A 15,181-nucleotide genomic window follows, 5' to 3' on the forward strand; every position below is an offset into this window, starting at 1 on the left:
CCTACGGGCCGTCGACTCACCATTGAAGCCAATGAACCGAACGATCGGTCGGTAGGGGGCCCGGATGACGGCAGTGACTGCGGATACGTACGAGGCGGTTTTTGACGCCGCCGTGGCCGCCGACGAGCGCATCGAGCCACGCGACTGGATGCCGGACGCGTACCGGGCCACGCTGGTGCGCCAGATGGCGCAGCACGCCCACTCCGAGATCATCGGAATGCAGCCCGAGGCGAACTGGATCACCCGGGCGCCCTCGCTTCGTCGCAAGGCGATCCTGATGGCCAAGGTGCAGGACGAAGCGGGCCACGGGCTGTACCTGTACAGCGCCGCCGAAACGCTGGGCACGAGCCGCGAGGAGCTGCTCGACAAGCTCCACGCCGGCCGCCAGAGATACTCCTCGATCTTCAACTACCCCACGCTGACCTGGGCCGATGTCGGCGCGATCGGGTGGCTGGTGGACGGCGCGGCGATCACCAACCAGGTGCCGCTCTGCCGCTGCTCCTACGGCCCGTACGCCCGCGCCATGGTCCGGATCTGCAAGGAGGAGTCCTTCCACCAGCGGCAGGGGTACGAGCTGCTGCTCACCCTCTCCCGCGGGACGCCCGCGCAGCACGAGATGGCGCAGGACGCGGTGGACCGCTGGTGGTGGCCGTCACTGATGATGTTCGGCCCGCCGGACGACGAGTCGGCGCATTCGACGCAGTCCATGGCGTGGAAGATCAAGCGGCACTCCAACGACGAGCTGCGCCAGCGCTTCGTCGACATCTGCGTCCCGCAGGCCGAAGCCCTGGGCCTCACCCTCCCCGACCCCGATCTGCGGTGGAACGAGGAGCGGGGACACCACGACTTCGGCGCGATCGACTGGGCCGAGTTCCAGGAAGTCCTCAAGGGCAACGGGCCCTGCAACGAACAGCGGATCACCCAGCGCCGCCAGGCGCACGAAGAGGGCGCCTGGGTCCGGGACGCGGCCGCGGCGTACGCCACGAAGCACCAAGCACAGCACGTGAAGCCCGGGGAGGCGACGGCATGAACAGCTCGACCGACTGGCCGCTGTGGGAGGTCTTTGTCCGCTCACGCAGGGGGCTGTCCCACACCCACGCGGGAAGCCTGCACGCCCCGGACGCGGAGATGGCCCTGCGCAACGCCCGCGATCTCTACACCCGGCGGAACGAAGGCGTCTCGATCTGGGTGGTGCCGTCCACGGAGATCACGGCCTCCTCGCCGGACGAGAAGGACTCGTTCTTCGAGCCGGCCGGCGACAAGCCCTACCGGCACCCGACCTTCTACGAGATCCCGGAAGGGGTGAAGCACCTGTGACCACGACGGTGAATGCCGCGGCACTCGCTCTCGGCGACGACGCGCTGGTGCTCTCGCACCGGCTGGGGGAGTGGGCGGGCCATGCGCCCGTGCTGGAGGAGGATGTCGCACTCGCCAATATCGCGCTGGACCTGCTGGGCCAGGCGCGGGTGCTGCTCTCCCTCGTCGGGGACGAGGACGAGCTGGCATATCTGCGCGAGGAGCGGGCATTCCGCAATCTCCAGCTGGTCGAGCAGCCGAACGGCGACTTCGCACACACCATCGCCCGCCAGCTCTACTTCTCCGTCTACCAGCGCCTGCTGTATGGACGGCTGGCGACCGGGGACAGTGAGTTCGCCGGGCTCGCGGCGAAGGCGGTCAAGGAGGTCGCGTACCACCAGGACCACGCCGAGCACTGGACCGAGCGGCTCGGTGACGGCACCGACGAGAGCCATGAGCGGATGCAGCGGGCGTGCGACGCGCTGTGGCGGTTCACCGGCGAGATGTTCCAGCCGGTCGACGGGCTGGACATCGACTGGCAGTCGTTGCAGGACAGCTGGCTCGAGACCGTCACCGCGGTCCTGGAGCGCGCGACACTCACCGTGCCCGACGGGCCGCGGTCCGGCGGATGGTCGGCGGGCGCGGGACGGCAGGGTCTGCACACCGAGTCCTTCGGGCGGATGCTTGCCGAGATGCAGCATCTGCATCGCAGCCATCCGGGGGCGTCATGGTGACCGAGATGACCACAGCTGAGACCGGGACCGCGACAGGGGCCACAACCGCAACCTCGACCGGGACCACAACCAGGCCCCCCACCGGGACCGATACGCGGCTCGAGGCCGAGCTGCGCAGGCTCGCCGGCTCCGTGCCCGACCCGGAGCTGCCGGTGCTGACACTGGAGGAGCTCGGCGTGCTCCGCGCAGTCCAGATCCTCGGACCCGGCAGGGTAGAGGTCGAGCTGACCCCCACGTACACCGGCTGCCCGGCGATCGAGGCCATGACCTCGGACATCGAGCAGGTGTTGCACAGCCACGGGATACCGGATGTTTCGGTGATCAAGGTCCTCTCCCCGGCCTGGTCCACGGACGACATCAGCGCAGAAGGACGGCGCAAGCTCGCCGAGTTCGGAATAGCCCCACCCCGCTCACACGCGGCGGAGGGACCGGTGCCGCTCACTCTCTCCGTGCGCTGCCCACACTGCGGATCGACCGACACCGAGCTGCTCAGCAGGTTCTCCTCCACCGCCTGCAAGGCACTGCGCCGCTGTGTCGCCTGCCGCGAACCCTTCGACCACTTCAAGGAGTTGTAGATGTTCCATCCGCTCCGGGTCAGCGAGGTCGAACAGCTCACGGACGACTCGGTCGCTGTCACTCTCCAGGTGCCGCCCGAGCTGCGGGAGACCTTCCGCCACACCCCCGGTCAGCATCTCGCCCTGCGCAGGCTCGTGCAGGGCCAGGAGATCCGTCGTACGTACTCGATCTGCGCTCCGGCCGCCCCGGCCGGCAGTGATCCGGTACTGCGCGTGGGCATCCGGCTGGTCGACGGCGGCGAGTTCTCGACGTATGCGCTCAAGGAGCTCGTCGTGGGCGACACCGTCGAGGTGATGCCCCCGATGGGCAGGTTCCTCCTCGCGCCGCGTCCCGGGCACTTCGCCGCGGTCGTCGGCGGCAGCGGCATCACCCCGGTGCTGTCGATGGCGGCGACGCTGCTGGCGCGGGAGCCGGAGGCGCGGTTCTGTCTGATACGAAGCGACCGCACCGCGGCGTCCACAATGTTCCTGGATGAGGTCGCCGATCTGAAGGACCGCTTCCCGGACCGCTTTCAGCTGGTCACTGTGCTTTCCCGGGAGGAACAGCAGTCAGGTCTGCCGTCCGGACGGCTGGATCAGGAGCGGCTGACCGGGCTGCTGCCGGCCCTGCTTCCGGTGGCGGATGTGGACGGCTGGTTCCTGTGCGGCCCGTTCGGCCTGGTCCAGGGCGCCGAGCGCGCGCTGCGCGGGCTCGGCGTGGACCGGAGCCGTATCCACGAGGAGATCTTCCATGTCGACGACGGCTCGGCGCCCGCTCCGGCGTCGGTGACCGCCCCGGCCCGCGCCTCACTCACCGCCACCCTCGACGGCCGGTCCGGCAAGTGGCCGGTACAGGAAGGCGAATCGCTGCTGGAGACAGTGCTGCGCAGCCGCTCGGACGCGCCGTACGCGTGCAAGGGCGGGGTCTGCGGCACTTGCCGAGCCTTCCTGGTTTCGGGCGAGGTGCGCATGGACCGCAATTTCGCGCTGGAGCCGGAGGAGACCGACGCGGGCTATGTACTGGCCTGCCAGTCCCATCCGGCCACACCGGAAGTGGAGTTGGACTTCGACCGCTGACGACCACCGACAATCACTGAGCCTCTGACCTCGCTGTCGTTCACTTCGAGGCCCTGTCCTTTTCCGGGCTGTGTTCTTTTTCAAGAACGTGTTCTATCTTGACGGTCCGTCAGGTAGGGATTCGGGCAGCGCCGGTGCATGGGAGGACAGGCAGTGGACTTCACCTTCACCGAGGAGCAGCAGGCGGCCGTCGAGGCAGCCAAGGCGGTCTTCTCGGGCGTCGCGCCGGACGGAGTGCCGAGCCCCGCGCTCACTCCGGGCGCGGTGGCCGAGGAATTCGACAGGCCTCTGTGGGCCAAGCTCGCGGACACCGATCTGCTGAGTCTGGTTCTGTCGCCGGAACACGGCGGGGCCGGCCTGGACCCCATAGCGCTCTGCCTGGTGCTGCGGGAGTCCGCGAAGGTGCTGGCACGGGTGCCGTTGCTGGAGACGAGCGCGGTCGCCATGGCCGTAGAGCGTTACGGCAGGGCGGAGTTGAGCGACGAGATACTCCCCCGGATCGGCCGCGGCGAGCTGGTGCTCACCGTCGGCGCCAACGGCCGCACCGGCCATGACCCCGCCGAGCTCGCCGTCACCGCACGCCGGGACAGCGAGCACAGGGACGGCTGGGTCCTCGACGGCGTGCAGACAGGCGTGCCCTGGGCGCAGTCCGCGGACCGGATCGCCGTGCCGGCACACACCGGTGAAGGCCATGCCGTGTTCGCCCTGGTCCCCCGGGACCGGGAAGGCCTCGCTCTCGCCGAGCAGATCTCCACCAGCGGCGAGCGCTTTGCCGAGGTCAGCCTGGACTTCGTGCGGATCGACAGCAGCGAACTGATCGACGCCGAGGGCGCCTGGGAATGGCTGCGCCAGCTCCTCGCCACCGGGACCTGCGCACTCGCGCTCGGACTCGGCGAGGGCGTGCTCTCCATGACGAGTGCATACACCGGCAAGCGCGAGCAGTTCGGCTTCCCGGTCGCGACGTTCCAGGCCGTCGCCGTCCAGGCAGCCGACCGCTATATAGATCTCCGCTCGATGGAAGCGACCCTCTGGCAGGCGGCCTGGAGATTGACCCCGTCGCCCCATGGCCCGGGGGTCGGCGGCCCGCTGCCTGTGGCCGGCGATGTCGCGGTGGCGAAGATCTGGGCCTCGGAGGGCGTACGCCGTGTCGTCCAGACCGCTCAGCATCTGCACGGCGGCTTCGGCGCGGACACCGACTATCCACTGCACCGCTACCACGCATGGGCCAAGCAGCTCGAGCTCTCGCTCGGTCCGGCCGCGGCTCATGAGGAGGCCCTCGGCGACCTGCTGGCCGCCCACCCCCTCGGCTAGCGGCTCACCGGCGTACGAGCTGGGAACCTCAGAGGACGGAAGCCGGGCCGCCGTTGTCAGTGACCATCGGGCGTCCGGCGCCCTCCCAGGCGAGCATGCCGCCGTCGATGTTCACGGCGTCAATGCCCTGCTGCACCAGATACTGCGTGACCTGCGCGGACCGGCCGCCGACGCGGCACATCACATACGCCCGGCGGCCGTCGGCAACCGCCTCGGTCACGTCACCGAAGCGGGCCACGAAGTCGCTCATGGGGACGTGCAGCGCGCCTTCGACGTGCCCGGCCGCCCACTCGTCGTTCTCCCGGACGTCCAGCACCAGACCGCCGGACGGTACCGCCGCGACGTCCACCGAGGGCAGCGGGGCGAAATTCATGGGTCATGCCTTCTCTCGTACGTACGCTGCAGGGTCCTGAGGCTTTCTGGAAAGCCTCAGGCAACCTACTCCACCAGTCCGGACAGTTCCGCCTCACGCTCGGCGACCTGTGCCAGCAGCTGCTCGGCGATGTCCTCCAGCAGCCGGTCAGGGTCGTCCGGCGCCATCCGCAGCATGGCGCCGATCGCGCTCTCTTCCAGCTCCTGGGCGACCGCGGTCAGCAGCTCCTTGCGCTGCGACAGCCACTCGAGCCGGGCGTAGAGCTCCTCACTCTCGCTGAGTTGCTGCTCCGGAGGCACGGGCCCGGCCGCCCACTCCTCGGCCAGCTCCTTCAGCATCGCCGCGTCCCCGAGCGCGTATGCGGCGTTCACCCGCGTGATGAACTCATCACGCCGCGCCCGCTCCGTCTCGTCCTGGGCCAGATCCGGATGCGCCTTGCGCGCCAGCTCGCGGTAGAGCTTGCGTGCCTCCTCGCTCGGCCGCACCCGCTTCGGCGCCCGTACGGGCTGATCGTTCAGCATCGCGGCAGCCTCGGGGGACAGGCCGTCGGAATCCATCCAGTCGTGGAAGAGCTCGTCGACGCCGGGCATGGGCATCACCATGGCCCGCGCCTCCTGCGCCTTGCGCAGATCCTCCGGGTCGCCGGTGGCGGCGGCCCGGGCCTCCGCGATCTGGGCGTCCAGCTCGTCCAGGCGCGCATACATCGGACCGAGCCTCTGGTGATGCAGCCGGGAGAAGTTCTCCACCTCCACCCGGAACGTCTCCAGTGCGATCTCGAACTCGATCAGCGCCTGCTCGGCCGCGCGCACCGCTTTCGCCAGCCGGGCCTCGGGCCGCGTCTGCGCGTCCTGCTCTTCGTCGTTCCGGGTCGTCGGCCCCCCGGGTGCATCCTGGGTCACCCGTCCAGCCTACGGGCGCGGCGGAGCACCCCGTCACACCCCCAGCTCAGCGGCTATCCGACCGTTCTTGACCGCCGCCAGGAGCTCCTCGTGGTCCGCTTCCGTACGGTCCGCGTAGGTCATGGCGAAGCCGGCCACCGCCTCGTCGAGCTCCTCGTTCTTGCCGCAGTACCCGGCGATCAGCCGCGGGTCGGCACTGTGCGCATGCGCCCTGGCGAGCAGCGCGCCGGTCATCCGCCCGTAGTCGTCGACCTGGTCCGGCGCGAGCGCCGCCGGGTCCACACTGCCCTTGCGGTTCCTGAACTGCCGTACCTGGAACGGCCGTCCGTCCACCGTCGTCCAGCCCAGCAGGATGTCGCTGACCACCTGCATCCGCTTCTGGCCGAGCACCACCCGGCGCCCCTCGTGCTCCACATCCGCGACCGCGAACCCGGCGGCCGTCAGATAGGGCAGCAGTGCCGAGGCCCGCGCCTCCTTCACCTGGAGCACCAGTGCCTCTCCCCGGTGGTCGAGCAGCAGCACCACATACGACCTGGTGCCGACGCTCCCGGTCCCCACCACCCGGAAGGCCACGTCATGAACCGTGTAGCGCGCGAGCAGCGGCTGCCGGTCCTCCGACACGGTGGCCAGGTACTCCGCGAGTGCGGAGGCAACAGCCGCCGCCTCCGCGTCCGGCACCCGCCTCAGCACCGGTGGCGCGTCCACGAAGCGCCGTCCGCCGTCGCCGCACTCCTCCGTCGCCTTGGCGGCGAAGCGCGCACTCGTGTTGTTACGAGCCTTCGCCGAGACCCGCTCCAGGGTGCCGAGCAGATCCCGCGCGTCCGTGTGGGAAACGAGCTCCTCGTCGGCGATGGCGTTCCACGCGTCGAGCGCCGGCAGCTTCGCCAGCAGCCGCATGGTGCGCCGGTACGCGCCCACAGCGTCGAACGCTGCCGCCCGGCAGACGGTTTCGTCCGCACCCGCCACACGCCCTGCCAGCACCAGTGAGACCGCGAGCCGCTTGAGGTCCCACTCCCACGGGCCGACGACGGTCTCGTCGAAGTCGTTCAGATCCATGACGAGGCGGCCGCGCGCGTCGCCGTACAGCCCGAAGTTCGCCGCGTGCGCATCACCGCAGATCTGCGCGCTCACCCCGGTGACCGGCGTGCCCACCAGGTCATGGGCCATCAGCCCGGCCGAGCCGCGCAGAAAGGCGAAGGGCGTGGCGGCCATCCGCCCCACCCGTATCGGTGTGAGCTCCGGCACCCGGCCCCGGCTGGACTCCTCGACGGCCTGGATCGCGCCGGGCCGCTCCACGGCGAGCACCAGCGAGTCGTGCGAGGACCGCGGGATCCGGTCCCGCAGCGCCTTGCCCTTCTCCTTCGGCGACTGCACAGCACTTGGAGCGCCGGCCGGCCCCGCCGCCGTACGCCGCGCAAAGCCGGCCACCATCGGAATGCGCCCGTTGCCGCCATCGGCCCCGACACCGCCCGACTCCGGTTGCTGCACCGGCGTCACCGCCTCAGCCTCGCTCATGAAGCGCTGCCTCCCCCGTCGTCGTACGACATCAACTTCAACATCAACTGCCAAAGACCGTACCGCTGCCGGCCGACAGCCGTCTCCCCCTGTGGACAACGTGGGGAGCAGCTCCGATCGGGCTCAGCAGCCGCTCTTGCCGGTGTGCCCCAGATGCGTCTCCGCCCACAGCGCCAGCTCCTTGAGCGCGGGCTCCATCGCAGCCCCGGCCTCGGTCAGCCGGTACGCGACCCTCAGCGGCGGCCCTTCGTCGACCTCCCGCACAACCAGCCCCGCCGCCCCCAGCTCGGTCAGCCGGTCCGAGAGCATGCGCTCACTGATGCCCGGAATGGCCCGCCTCAGCTCCGCGAAATGCACCGCGTGCTGCATCAGCACGGAGACGATCGGCCCGGTCCAGCGCTTGCCGAGCAGCTCGAAGACGCGGGTGATGCCCCCATCGACCTTCTTGCACGCTTCCTCGCTGTGTTCAGCCATGCCCCGTTCAGCCATACCCCCAGAGTACTGCGCCAGCACAAGGGACTTACAAAAAATAAGTGACTATGCTATCCATAGGTACATACGGAATTTCAGTGACACGCACCCCCTGGAGCACCTCATGGCCACGCTGCTGCATCTCGACTCCGCCGTCTTCCCCCAGGGCTCGGCCTCCCGCGACACCACCGCAGCCTTCGTCCAGGCCTGGCAGGAGCAGCACCCCGACGGCAAGGTCGTCTACCGTGACCTCGCCGCCGCCCCCGTGCCCCACCTGGACTTCGCCGCCGCCTCAGCGGGCGTCGACGACGCACTGCGCGCCGAGCTCGCCGCCGAGCTCAACGCGGCAGACGCCGTTCTGATCGGCGCACCGATGTACAACTTCACGATCCCGTCGACCCTCAAGGCATGGCTCGACCAGGTGATCGTCGTGGGTCACAACGCGGGCGTCCCCGACGGCCCGGTGGCCGGCACCCCGGTGACCATCGTCGCCAGCCGCGGCGGCTCATACGCCCCCGGTACCCCGCGCGAGGACTTCGAGTTCGTCCAGAACTACCTGGAGAAGGTGTTCACCGGCATGCTCGGTGCCGAGGTCGACTTCATCGTCCCCGAGCTGACTTTGGCTCGCTCCAGGCCGGAGATGGCCGAGCTCATACCGCTCGCCGACGCGTCCCGCACCAAGGCACTGGACGAGGCCGCCCAGAAGGGCAAGGACCTGGCCGCGCGCCTCGCCGCCTGATCACGCAGACCGAACACGCGCGCCCGCGGGGGATGGACGGATACACCTCCGCGGGCGTTTCGCGTGAAGCGGCGAACACGCATGTTCCACGTGAAACGTCGTTCACGAGCGCCCGATCGGCATCCGGCGATGAGCCTCCGGCGATCAGCGTCCCCTGATCGGCATCCCCGGCTCACCGCCCCGTACCGCGTCGCGAGCCAGCGCTCACCGCCCCCGTACCCCTTCGCGAGCCAGTCTCACAGCCCCGCGTCGCGCGCCAGCAGCGCCGCCTGCACCCGGTTCTCGCACTCCAGCTTCGCCAGGATCCGGCTCACGTACGTCTTCACCGTGGCCTCGCTCATATGCAGCCGCCGACCGGCGTCAGCGTTGGACAGTCCCTCCCCGAGCAGCGCCAGCACCTCCCGCTCACGCCCGCTCAACCCTGCCACCCGCGCCCGTGCCTCCTCACCGCGCGCCGCCGCCCGCCCCGAGGCCAGCTGGTCCACCACATGCCGGGTCGCGCCGGGGGAGAGATAGGCATCGCCCGCAGCCGCCGCCCGTACCGCTCGGATCAATTCCGCGGGCGCCGTGTCCTTCAGCAGAAACCCCGCGCCCCCGCACTCCAGCGCCCGCAGTACGTTCTCCCGCTCACCGAAGGTCGTCAGTACGATCACCCGCGCCGCGGGGAGAGCCCTGCGCAGCTCCCCCAGCGCGGTGAGCCCGTCCATCACCGGCATCTGGATGTCGAGCAGCACCACATCGGCGCTGTGCGAACGGGCCAGATCGATCGCCTCACGGCCGTTCGCCGCCTCCGCCACAACCTCGATCCCGCGGTCCGAGGTGAGGATCATCCGGATCCCGGCCCTGATCAGCGGCTCGTCATCAGCGACGACGACCCGTATCGGCGACCCCGTCACATCCACCCCCACTTCCACACCGCGCCTCGCTGCGCCTCGCTGCGCCTCTCTGCGCCTCGCCCCGCCTACCGGCTGACCTCGTAGGTCTGCTTCTCGATCAGCTTGCCGCCCTTGAAGCAGAACCGGAACACCGGCTCGGTGTCGAAGTTGTCCCCCACCTCCGAGGACATCAGCACCAGGCACTCAGAGCCCGCCGGCTCCTTCGGACCCGTCCCGGCCAGCCCGGTCGTCGCGATCGTGTCCCCGCTCGGCAGCTGGTCGCGAACCTCGTCCTCGTCCGCCCCGATCTGCACTCGCTCGTACTCCTCCGGGTCGATCATCCCCTTGTTTGCCGCCCCCACCAGGAAGAACAGCCCGAAGATACCGGCAACCACCAGCACCACCAGGGCCGCCAGCGCGATTCCGCACCCCAGCGCCCACCCGCCGCCCCTGCTCCGGTCGCGGCCGGCCATCGCCAGCTCCCGCTCGGAGACACTCCAGTCCATGACCGGAGCACCGTTCCCGAGAGCGGCCATCGGCGACTGCTGGCGGAAGTCGTCCTCCGCGGCGACGAACGGCGCCGCCTCCACCACCCCGTACGGCAGCACCCCCGCCACCCGGAAACCCCCGCCGTGAGCCGGCCCCGCATGCACCATGCCGCCGACCAGCCGGGCCCGCTCACGCAGCCCGGTCAGCCCCTGCCCGCCGCTGACCACCTCGCCCGGCGCCACGCCCCCAGCCGCCCCATTGATGATCTCGACGACGAACGAGTCCGGCTCGTACCGCAGCTCCACACCGATCGGCGCGCCGGGAGCGTGCTTGTACGCATTGGTCAGCGCCTCCTGCACAATGCGGTACGCCGCATGGTCGGCCGCCGCGGCGAGCGGCCGCACCTCGCCCGTACGCCGCAGCTCCACCGTGTTCCCCGCCACCCGCGCCGCCTCGACGAGCCCCTCGATCCCGGCCGTCCCGCGCGCGGACCGCCCCGACTCGTCCACCGGCGCGGGCCCTTCGACCCCGTCCCGCAGAATTCCGACGACCTCACGCAGCTCATGCATCGCGGTCACCGAGGCGCCCCGCAGCACCCCGACCACCTCCCGCTGCCGCAGCGTCAGCTCGGGGTCCACCTCCAGCGCCCCGGTGTGCACGGATATCAGCGCCAGCTGGTGGCCGAGGCTGTCGTGCATGTCCTGCGCGATCCGCTGCCGCTCACGCAGCCGCGCCTGCCCGGCCACCATCGCGTGCTCACGCAGCAGCTGGGCATTGCGCTGCTGCAGCGCATGCAGCAGGGTCCTGCGCTGCGTCCAGTACCGGCTGGCCAGACCCGGTACGACCGTCGTCGCCAGGAAGTACAGGGTGGTGAACAGCACGAGGCTCATCGGTGCCTGCTGCGACCAGGAGTCCAGGAGCGCGATGGCGTCAAAGAGGACGTACGCGATGGTGAACGCCGCCAGCGTCCGCCCGGCACCCACGATCCTGCGACCCGCCGACCACCCCACGACCATCAGCAGCGGGGCGAAGCCGTTCAGCAGCGAAGCCAGCGCACTCGTCACCACCAGCACCGGCGCGGGCATCCGCCGCCGCAGCAGCGACAGCACCGCGGCCGCCGCTCCCACGGCGAGCAGCCGCAGCCCCTCGCTGCCCAGCAGTTCCTCGGTTCCTGCCGCCATGAGGCCGAGCACCAGCGCGAGCACCGCCTCGCCGGCGGTCCGCCGCCGCGACCACAACTCGGGCGCCGCCAGCCACTGCCAACCGGCCCGGAACTTCGATGACGCGTTCACGCCCGAACCCTAAGCAACGAACCCCGCCGTCCACGGCCCACTTTCGTCGCACGCGGCAGCGACGAACGTCGCTCAGCCGATGCCTGCCCCGTTGCTGAAGCCGCCCGGTTGCTGGTGCGGCCCGGTCACTGAAGCCCGCCCGGTTACTGATGTGTGCTGATGTCTTCGCTCTTGTGGGGCTTGACGGGTTCTCCGCGGCGGACCGAGCCAGGAGCACGGGCGGCCGGGTGGTCGGCGTGGGCGGAGGAAGTGAGCTGCCAGGGAACGCTGGTGACCATGACGCCGGGGGTGAAGAGCAGGCGGCTCTTGAGCCACAGTGCGGACTGGTTGTGCAGCAGGGCCTCCCACCAGTGGCCGACGACGTACTCGGGGATGAAGACCGCGACGACGTCCCGCGGGCTGTCGCGCCGGATGGAACGGACGTACTCCATGACCGACCGTGTGATCTCTCGGTACGGGGAGTCGAGGACCTTGAGCGGCACCGGGATTTCGTAGTCCTCCCACTGGCGTTGGAGCGCGTTGGCCTGCTCTCGGTCGACCGCGACGGTGAGTGCTTCCAGGCGGTCCGGCCTGAAGGCGCGGGCGTAGGCCAGCGCCCGCAGGGTGGGCTTGTGGATGGTGGAGACCAGCACGATGGCCACCACGCGGGAGGGCGGCTTCATCTCGCTGCGCGGGTCGGTGACCGCCAGTTCGGCCGCGATGGCGTCGTAGTGACGTCGGATGCCCCGCATCATCACGAACAGGATGATCGCGGCGAGCACCGCCAGCCAGGCGCCCTGGGTGAACTTGGTGGCCAGCACGATCACCAGGACGAGGCAGGTGATGACCGCGCCGGTGGCGTTGATGATCCTGGCCACCTGGTGCCGACGGCGCGTGGCGGGGTCGGGCTCGGTGCGCAGTTCACGGTTCCAGTGCCGGACCATGCCGGTCTGGGAGAGCGTGAAGGAGGTGAACACGCCCAGGATGTAGAGGTGGATGAGGCTGGTGACATCCGCCTTGTACGCCCACAGCAACAGACCGGCCACAATCGCCAGGGCCAGGATTCCGTTGGAGAAGGCGAGCCGGTCGCCGCGGTTGTGCAACTGGCGCGGCAGATAGCGGTGCTGGGCGAGGATCGAGGCGAGCAGCGGGAAGCCGTTGAAGGCGGTGTTCGCGGCGAGGATCAGGACCAGGGCGGTGGCTGCCTGGATGAAGTAGAAGCCGACGCTGGTCTCGCCGCCGAAGACGGAGGCCGCGAGCTGGGCGATGACGGTGCGCTGGGTGTACGAGGAGCAGTCGCCGGTCAGACCGGTGAGCCGGCAGGCATCGTCGGTGATGTGCACCTTGGCGACGATGGCGAGGGTGGTGACGCCGACGAACATGGTGATGGCGATAATGCCCATCGCGGCCAGGGTGGCCGCCGCGTTGTGTGACTTGGGCTTGCGGAACGCCGGCACACCGTTGGAGATCGCCTCCACACCGGTCAGCGCCGTACAGCCGCTGGAGAACGCGCGCAGGACGAGCATCACCAGGGCCAGTCCCGCCAGGTTCGCGTCCCCGGGCTCCGGCTTGATGCCGTACGCAGCGCTCTCGGCCACCGGTGCGTCGCCGAGCAGGTAGCGGAGCAGGCCGGTGCCGACCATGATCAGCACGCCGCCGATGAACAGATACGTCGGAGCGGCGAACGTCTGGCCGGATTCACGCACGCCGCGCAGGTTCATCGCGGTCAGGAGTGCGACGAAGATGAGCGCCATCAACACCCGATGGTCGACCAGGGCGGGCACGGCCGAGATGACGTTATCGACCCCGGAGGCGACCGAGACGGCCACGGTCATCACGTAGTCGACCAGCAGCGAGGCGGCGACCACCAGGCCGGCGGAGGGGCCCAGGTTCGTCGAGGCGACTTCGTACGATCCGCCGCCGCTCGGGTAGGCGTGCACGACCTGGCGGTAGGAGAGCACCACCACCGTCATCAGCGCGACGACCGCGGCCGCGATCCACGGCGTGAAATGCAGATAGGCCAGCCCGCCGAGGGTGAGCACCAGCAGGATCTCCTGGGTGGCATAAGCCACCGAGGACAGCGGGTCGGAAGCGAAGATCGGCAGGGCGAGGCGCTTGGGCAGCAGCGTCTCGCCCAGCTCCTCACTGCGCATGGCCCGGCCGATGACCAGCCGCTTGAGAATCGCTGTCACGTTGAACACGGCGCGAGCGTAAGCCGCGCCACCTGCTCAACAGCGGGACTCCGATAGGGGGACAGGCATCAAGAACTCGTTAGGATTCCCTACCACTGCGTACATATGACGCAATGGATCCCACAGCGGCCGCCCGGAGCAGGGAGTCACGACCGACCGGCCGTCACTGCCTTTCGAGCAGCCCGGGACCTAGCCTCCGACGGTGAGTGCGGCTTCCGCCTGCGCGAGCGTCGCCGGGTGGCCGAAGAGTCCGGGCAGGCCGCCCGAGTGCAGAAGGATCGTGCGCTGTCCAGGAACGATGTCGCCGTCTTCGGTCGCTGCGATCAGGCCGGCCATCGCGCGTCCGGTGTAGATCGGGTCGAGCACGATGCCTTCGGTGCGTGCGGCCAGCGTCATCGCGGCCATGACCCGCTCGGTCAGAACACCGTAACCGTCGCCGACCTGGTCGAGCCGGAGCCTGAGTTCCTCCGGCGCGCGGTGCGTGCCGGACAGGCCGGAGGCCAGTTCGGACACGGTCCGGGCGGGGTCGGTGACGGCACCGCAGTGGACGCCGAGGACGCGCGCGGGACCCAGCACGTCGACCAGGCCGGCCATGGTGCCACCGGAGCCGAGAGCGACGACCACAGTCGCCAAGTCGGGAGCTTGGGTGAGGAGTTCGCGTCCGCATTCGACGTACCCGCGCGCACCGAGCACGCTCGAACCACCGAAGGGGATGAGCGCGGGGACAGCGCCGCGCCGTCGCAGCTGCTCCGCCACCTGCTCGGCGGCGGAGCGGAGGGCCTCGGCGTCGACGGCACCGGCCCACACGACCGTGGCGCCGAAGAGCCCGTCGAGGGCGAGGTTGCCGGAGGCCGACGAGCCGGGGGAGCCGGCGAGCACGAGTACGACGTCGAGCCCCAGCCGGGCGCTGGCTGCCGCGGTCAGCCGCGCGTGGTTGCTCTGCGGCGCGCCGGTGGTCACAAGGGTCGTCGCGCCGTCGGCCAGTGCCGCGCCGCAGAGCCATTCAAGTTTGCGGATCTTGTTGCCGCCGCCGCCCAAGCCGGTGAGGTCGTCGCGTTTGATCGACAGATCGTCCGGGTTGAGGCCGAGTGCACCGGCCAGCCGCGGCATGGGTTCGAGCGGGGTCGGCCACGTGCCGAGCGTGGCCCGTTGCGGGGTTCGGCCGTCGGAGGTCATCGTCACCAACCTTTTCCGCGATGCTCCTGGGCTCACACCGGTACGGAACGGGTGAGGAGCGAGAAGGCGTGCTCGGCCCCGAGGGTTTCCCGGTCGCGGCGGGCGTTGCTCGCCGGGCTCGAGAAGTCCCTCTTCATCTTCACCGTACGGGCCTTCATCTTCACCGTACGGGCCGGCGAAAGGGACACCTGGCTCCGCACGCGAACGGC

16 protein-coding genes are annotated in these 15,181 nt (G+C 69.9%); 7 read left to right on the plus strand and 9 right to left on the minus strand.

Going from position 1 to position 15,181, the window contains the following annotated elements; translation table 11 throughout:
- The first annotated feature begins 64 nt into the window (after nucleotides 1-64).
- From paaA to ACFWDI_RS16600, 6 genes are all read left to right on the plus strand, one after another.
- Nucleotides 65-1,030: a 1,2-phenylacetyl-CoA epoxidase subunit PaaA gene (paaA, locus tag ACFWDI_RS16575; RefSeq protein ID WP_385304576.1), complete on the plus strand. Its 966-nt coding sequence runs from the start codon at nucleotides 65-67 to the stop codon at nucleotides 1,028-1,030.
- Nucleotides 1,027-1,317, plus strand: a complete 291-nt coding sequence (gene paaB / locus ACFWDI_RS16580; RefSeq protein WP_385304578.1) for a 1,2-phenylacetyl-CoA epoxidase subunit PaaB — start codon at nucleotides 1,027-1,029, stop codon at nucleotides 1,315-1,317. Before paaA ends, paaB begins: the two co-directional genes overlap by 4 nt.
- Nucleotides 1,314-2,030 carry a 1,2-phenylacetyl-CoA epoxidase subunit PaaC gene (gene paaC / locus ACFWDI_RS16585; RefSeq protein ID WP_385304580.1) on the plus strand — a complete coding sequence of 239 codons (717 nt, stop codon included), beginning with the start codon at nucleotides 1,314-1,316 and terminating at the stop codon, nucleotides 2,028-2,030. The genes paaB and paaC overlap by 4 nt, the downstream gene beginning before the upstream one ends.
- A gap of 5 nt (nucleotides 2,031-2,035) precedes the next feature.
- Complete coding sequence (paaD, locus tag ACFWDI_RS16590; RefSeq protein WP_385304582.1) at nucleotides 2,036-2,605, plus strand: 1,2-phenylacetyl-CoA epoxidase subunit PaaD; 570 nt, start codon at nucleotides 2,036-2,038, stop codon at nucleotides 2,603-2,605.
- Complete coding sequence (locus ACFWDI_RS16595; protein ID WP_327324849.1) at nucleotides 2,606-3,661, plus strand: 2Fe-2S iron-sulfur cluster-binding protein; 1,056 nt, start codon at nucleotides 2,606-2,608, stop codon at nucleotides 3,659-3,661.
- A 153-nt stretch (nucleotides 3,662-3,814) separates the two neighbouring features.
- Nucleotides 3,815-4,972 (plus strand): acyl-CoA dehydrogenase family protein, encoded by a 1,158-nt coding sequence (locus ACFWDI_RS16600; protein WP_385304720.1) that lies wholly within the window; start codon nucleotides 3,815-3,817, stop codon nucleotides 4,970-4,972.
- A 28-nt stretch (nucleotides 4,973-5,000) separates the two neighbouring features.
- Here the strand turns inward: ACFWDI_RS16600 and ACFWDI_RS16605 are convergent, their stop codons facing one another.
- The 4 genes from ACFWDI_RS16605 to ACFWDI_RS16620 all read right to left on the minus strand — a co-directional run bounded on the left by ACFWDI_RS16605 (nucleotide 5,001) and on the right by ACFWDI_RS16620 (nucleotide 8,233).
- Nucleotides 5,001-5,345, minus strand: a complete 345-nt coding sequence (locus tag ACFWDI_RS16605; protein WP_385304584.1) for a rhodanese-like domain-containing protein — start codon at nucleotides 5,343-5,345, stop codon at nucleotides 5,001-5,003.
- Nucleotides 5,346-5,410: 65 nt separating this feature from the next.
- On the minus strand, nucleotides 5,411-6,244 hold the full coding sequence (locus tag ACFWDI_RS16610) for a hypothetical protein (RefSeq protein ID WP_385304585.1): 834 nt from the start codon (nucleotides 6,242-6,244) through the stop codon (nucleotides 5,411-5,413).
- Nucleotides 6,245-6,277: 33 nt separating this feature from the next.
- Nucleotides 6,278-7,759 (minus strand): DUF2252 domain-containing protein, encoded by a 1,482-nt coding sequence (locus tag ACFWDI_RS16615; protein WP_385304587.1) that lies wholly within the window; start codon nucleotides 7,757-7,759, stop codon nucleotides 6,278-6,280.
- A 123-nt stretch (nucleotides 7,760-7,882) separates the two neighbouring features.
- Nucleotides 7,883-8,233, minus strand: coding sequence for a helix-turn-helix domain-containing protein (locus ACFWDI_RS16620; protein ID WP_327328407.1), 351 nt, complete (start codon nucleotides 8,231-8,233; stop codon nucleotides 7,883-7,885).
- Nucleotides 8,234-8,354: 121 nt separating this feature from the next.
- On the opposite strand from ACFWDI_RS16620, the gene ACFWDI_RS16625 reads away from it, so the two are divergent.
- Nucleotides 8,355-8,969 (plus strand): FMN-dependent NADH-azoreductase, encoded by a 615-nt coding sequence (locus ACFWDI_RS16625; protein WP_385304589.1) that lies wholly within the window; start codon nucleotides 8,355-8,357, stop codon nucleotides 8,967-8,969.
- A gap of 236 nt (nucleotides 8,970-9,205) precedes the next feature.
- Here the strand turns inward: ACFWDI_RS16625 and ACFWDI_RS16630 are convergent, their stop codons facing one another.
- From ACFWDI_RS16630 to ACFWDI_RS16650, 5 genes are all read right to left on the minus strand, one after another.
- The gene (locus tag ACFWDI_RS16630) at nucleotides 9,206-9,865 is read right to left on the minus strand and encodes a response regulator transcription factor (RefSeq protein ID WP_327328406.1); all 660 of its coding nucleotides are present in this window, start codon (nucleotides 9,863-9,865) and stop codon (nucleotides 9,206-9,208) included.
- Between the two features lie 65 nt (nucleotides 9,866-9,930).
- On the minus strand, nucleotides 9,931-11,625 hold the full coding sequence (locus tag ACFWDI_RS16635; RefSeq protein ID WP_385304591.1) for a sensor histidine kinase: 1,695 nt from the start codon (nucleotides 11,623-11,625) through the stop codon (nucleotides 9,931-9,933).
- Between the two features lie 143 nt (nucleotides 11,626-11,768).
- The gene (locus ACFWDI_RS16640; protein ID WP_385304593.1) at nucleotides 11,769-13,805 is read right to left on the minus strand and encodes an APC family permease; all 2,037 of its coding nucleotides are present in this window, start codon (nucleotides 13,803-13,805) and stop codon (nucleotides 11,769-11,771) included.
- A gap of 180 nt (nucleotides 13,806-13,985) precedes the next feature.
- On the minus strand, nucleotides 13,986-14,972 hold the full coding sequence (locus tag ACFWDI_RS16645) for a D-cysteine desulfhydrase family protein (RefSeq protein ID WP_385304595.1): 987 nt from the start codon (nucleotides 14,970-14,972) through the stop codon (nucleotides 13,986-13,988).
- 32 nt (nucleotides 14,973-15,004) lie between these two features.
- The gene (locus ACFWDI_RS16650) at nucleotides 15,005-15,160 is read right to left on the minus strand and encodes a hypothetical protein (RefSeq protein WP_385304596.1); all 156 of its coding nucleotides are present in this window, start codon (nucleotides 15,158-15,160) and stop codon (nucleotides 15,005-15,007) included.
- Nucleotides 15,161-15,181: the final 21 nt, after the last annotated feature.

This window comes from Streptomyces sp. NPDC060064, from assembly GCF_042736455.1.
GTDB lineage: Bacteria > Actinomycetota > Actinomycetes > Streptomycetales > Streptomycetaceae > Streptomyces.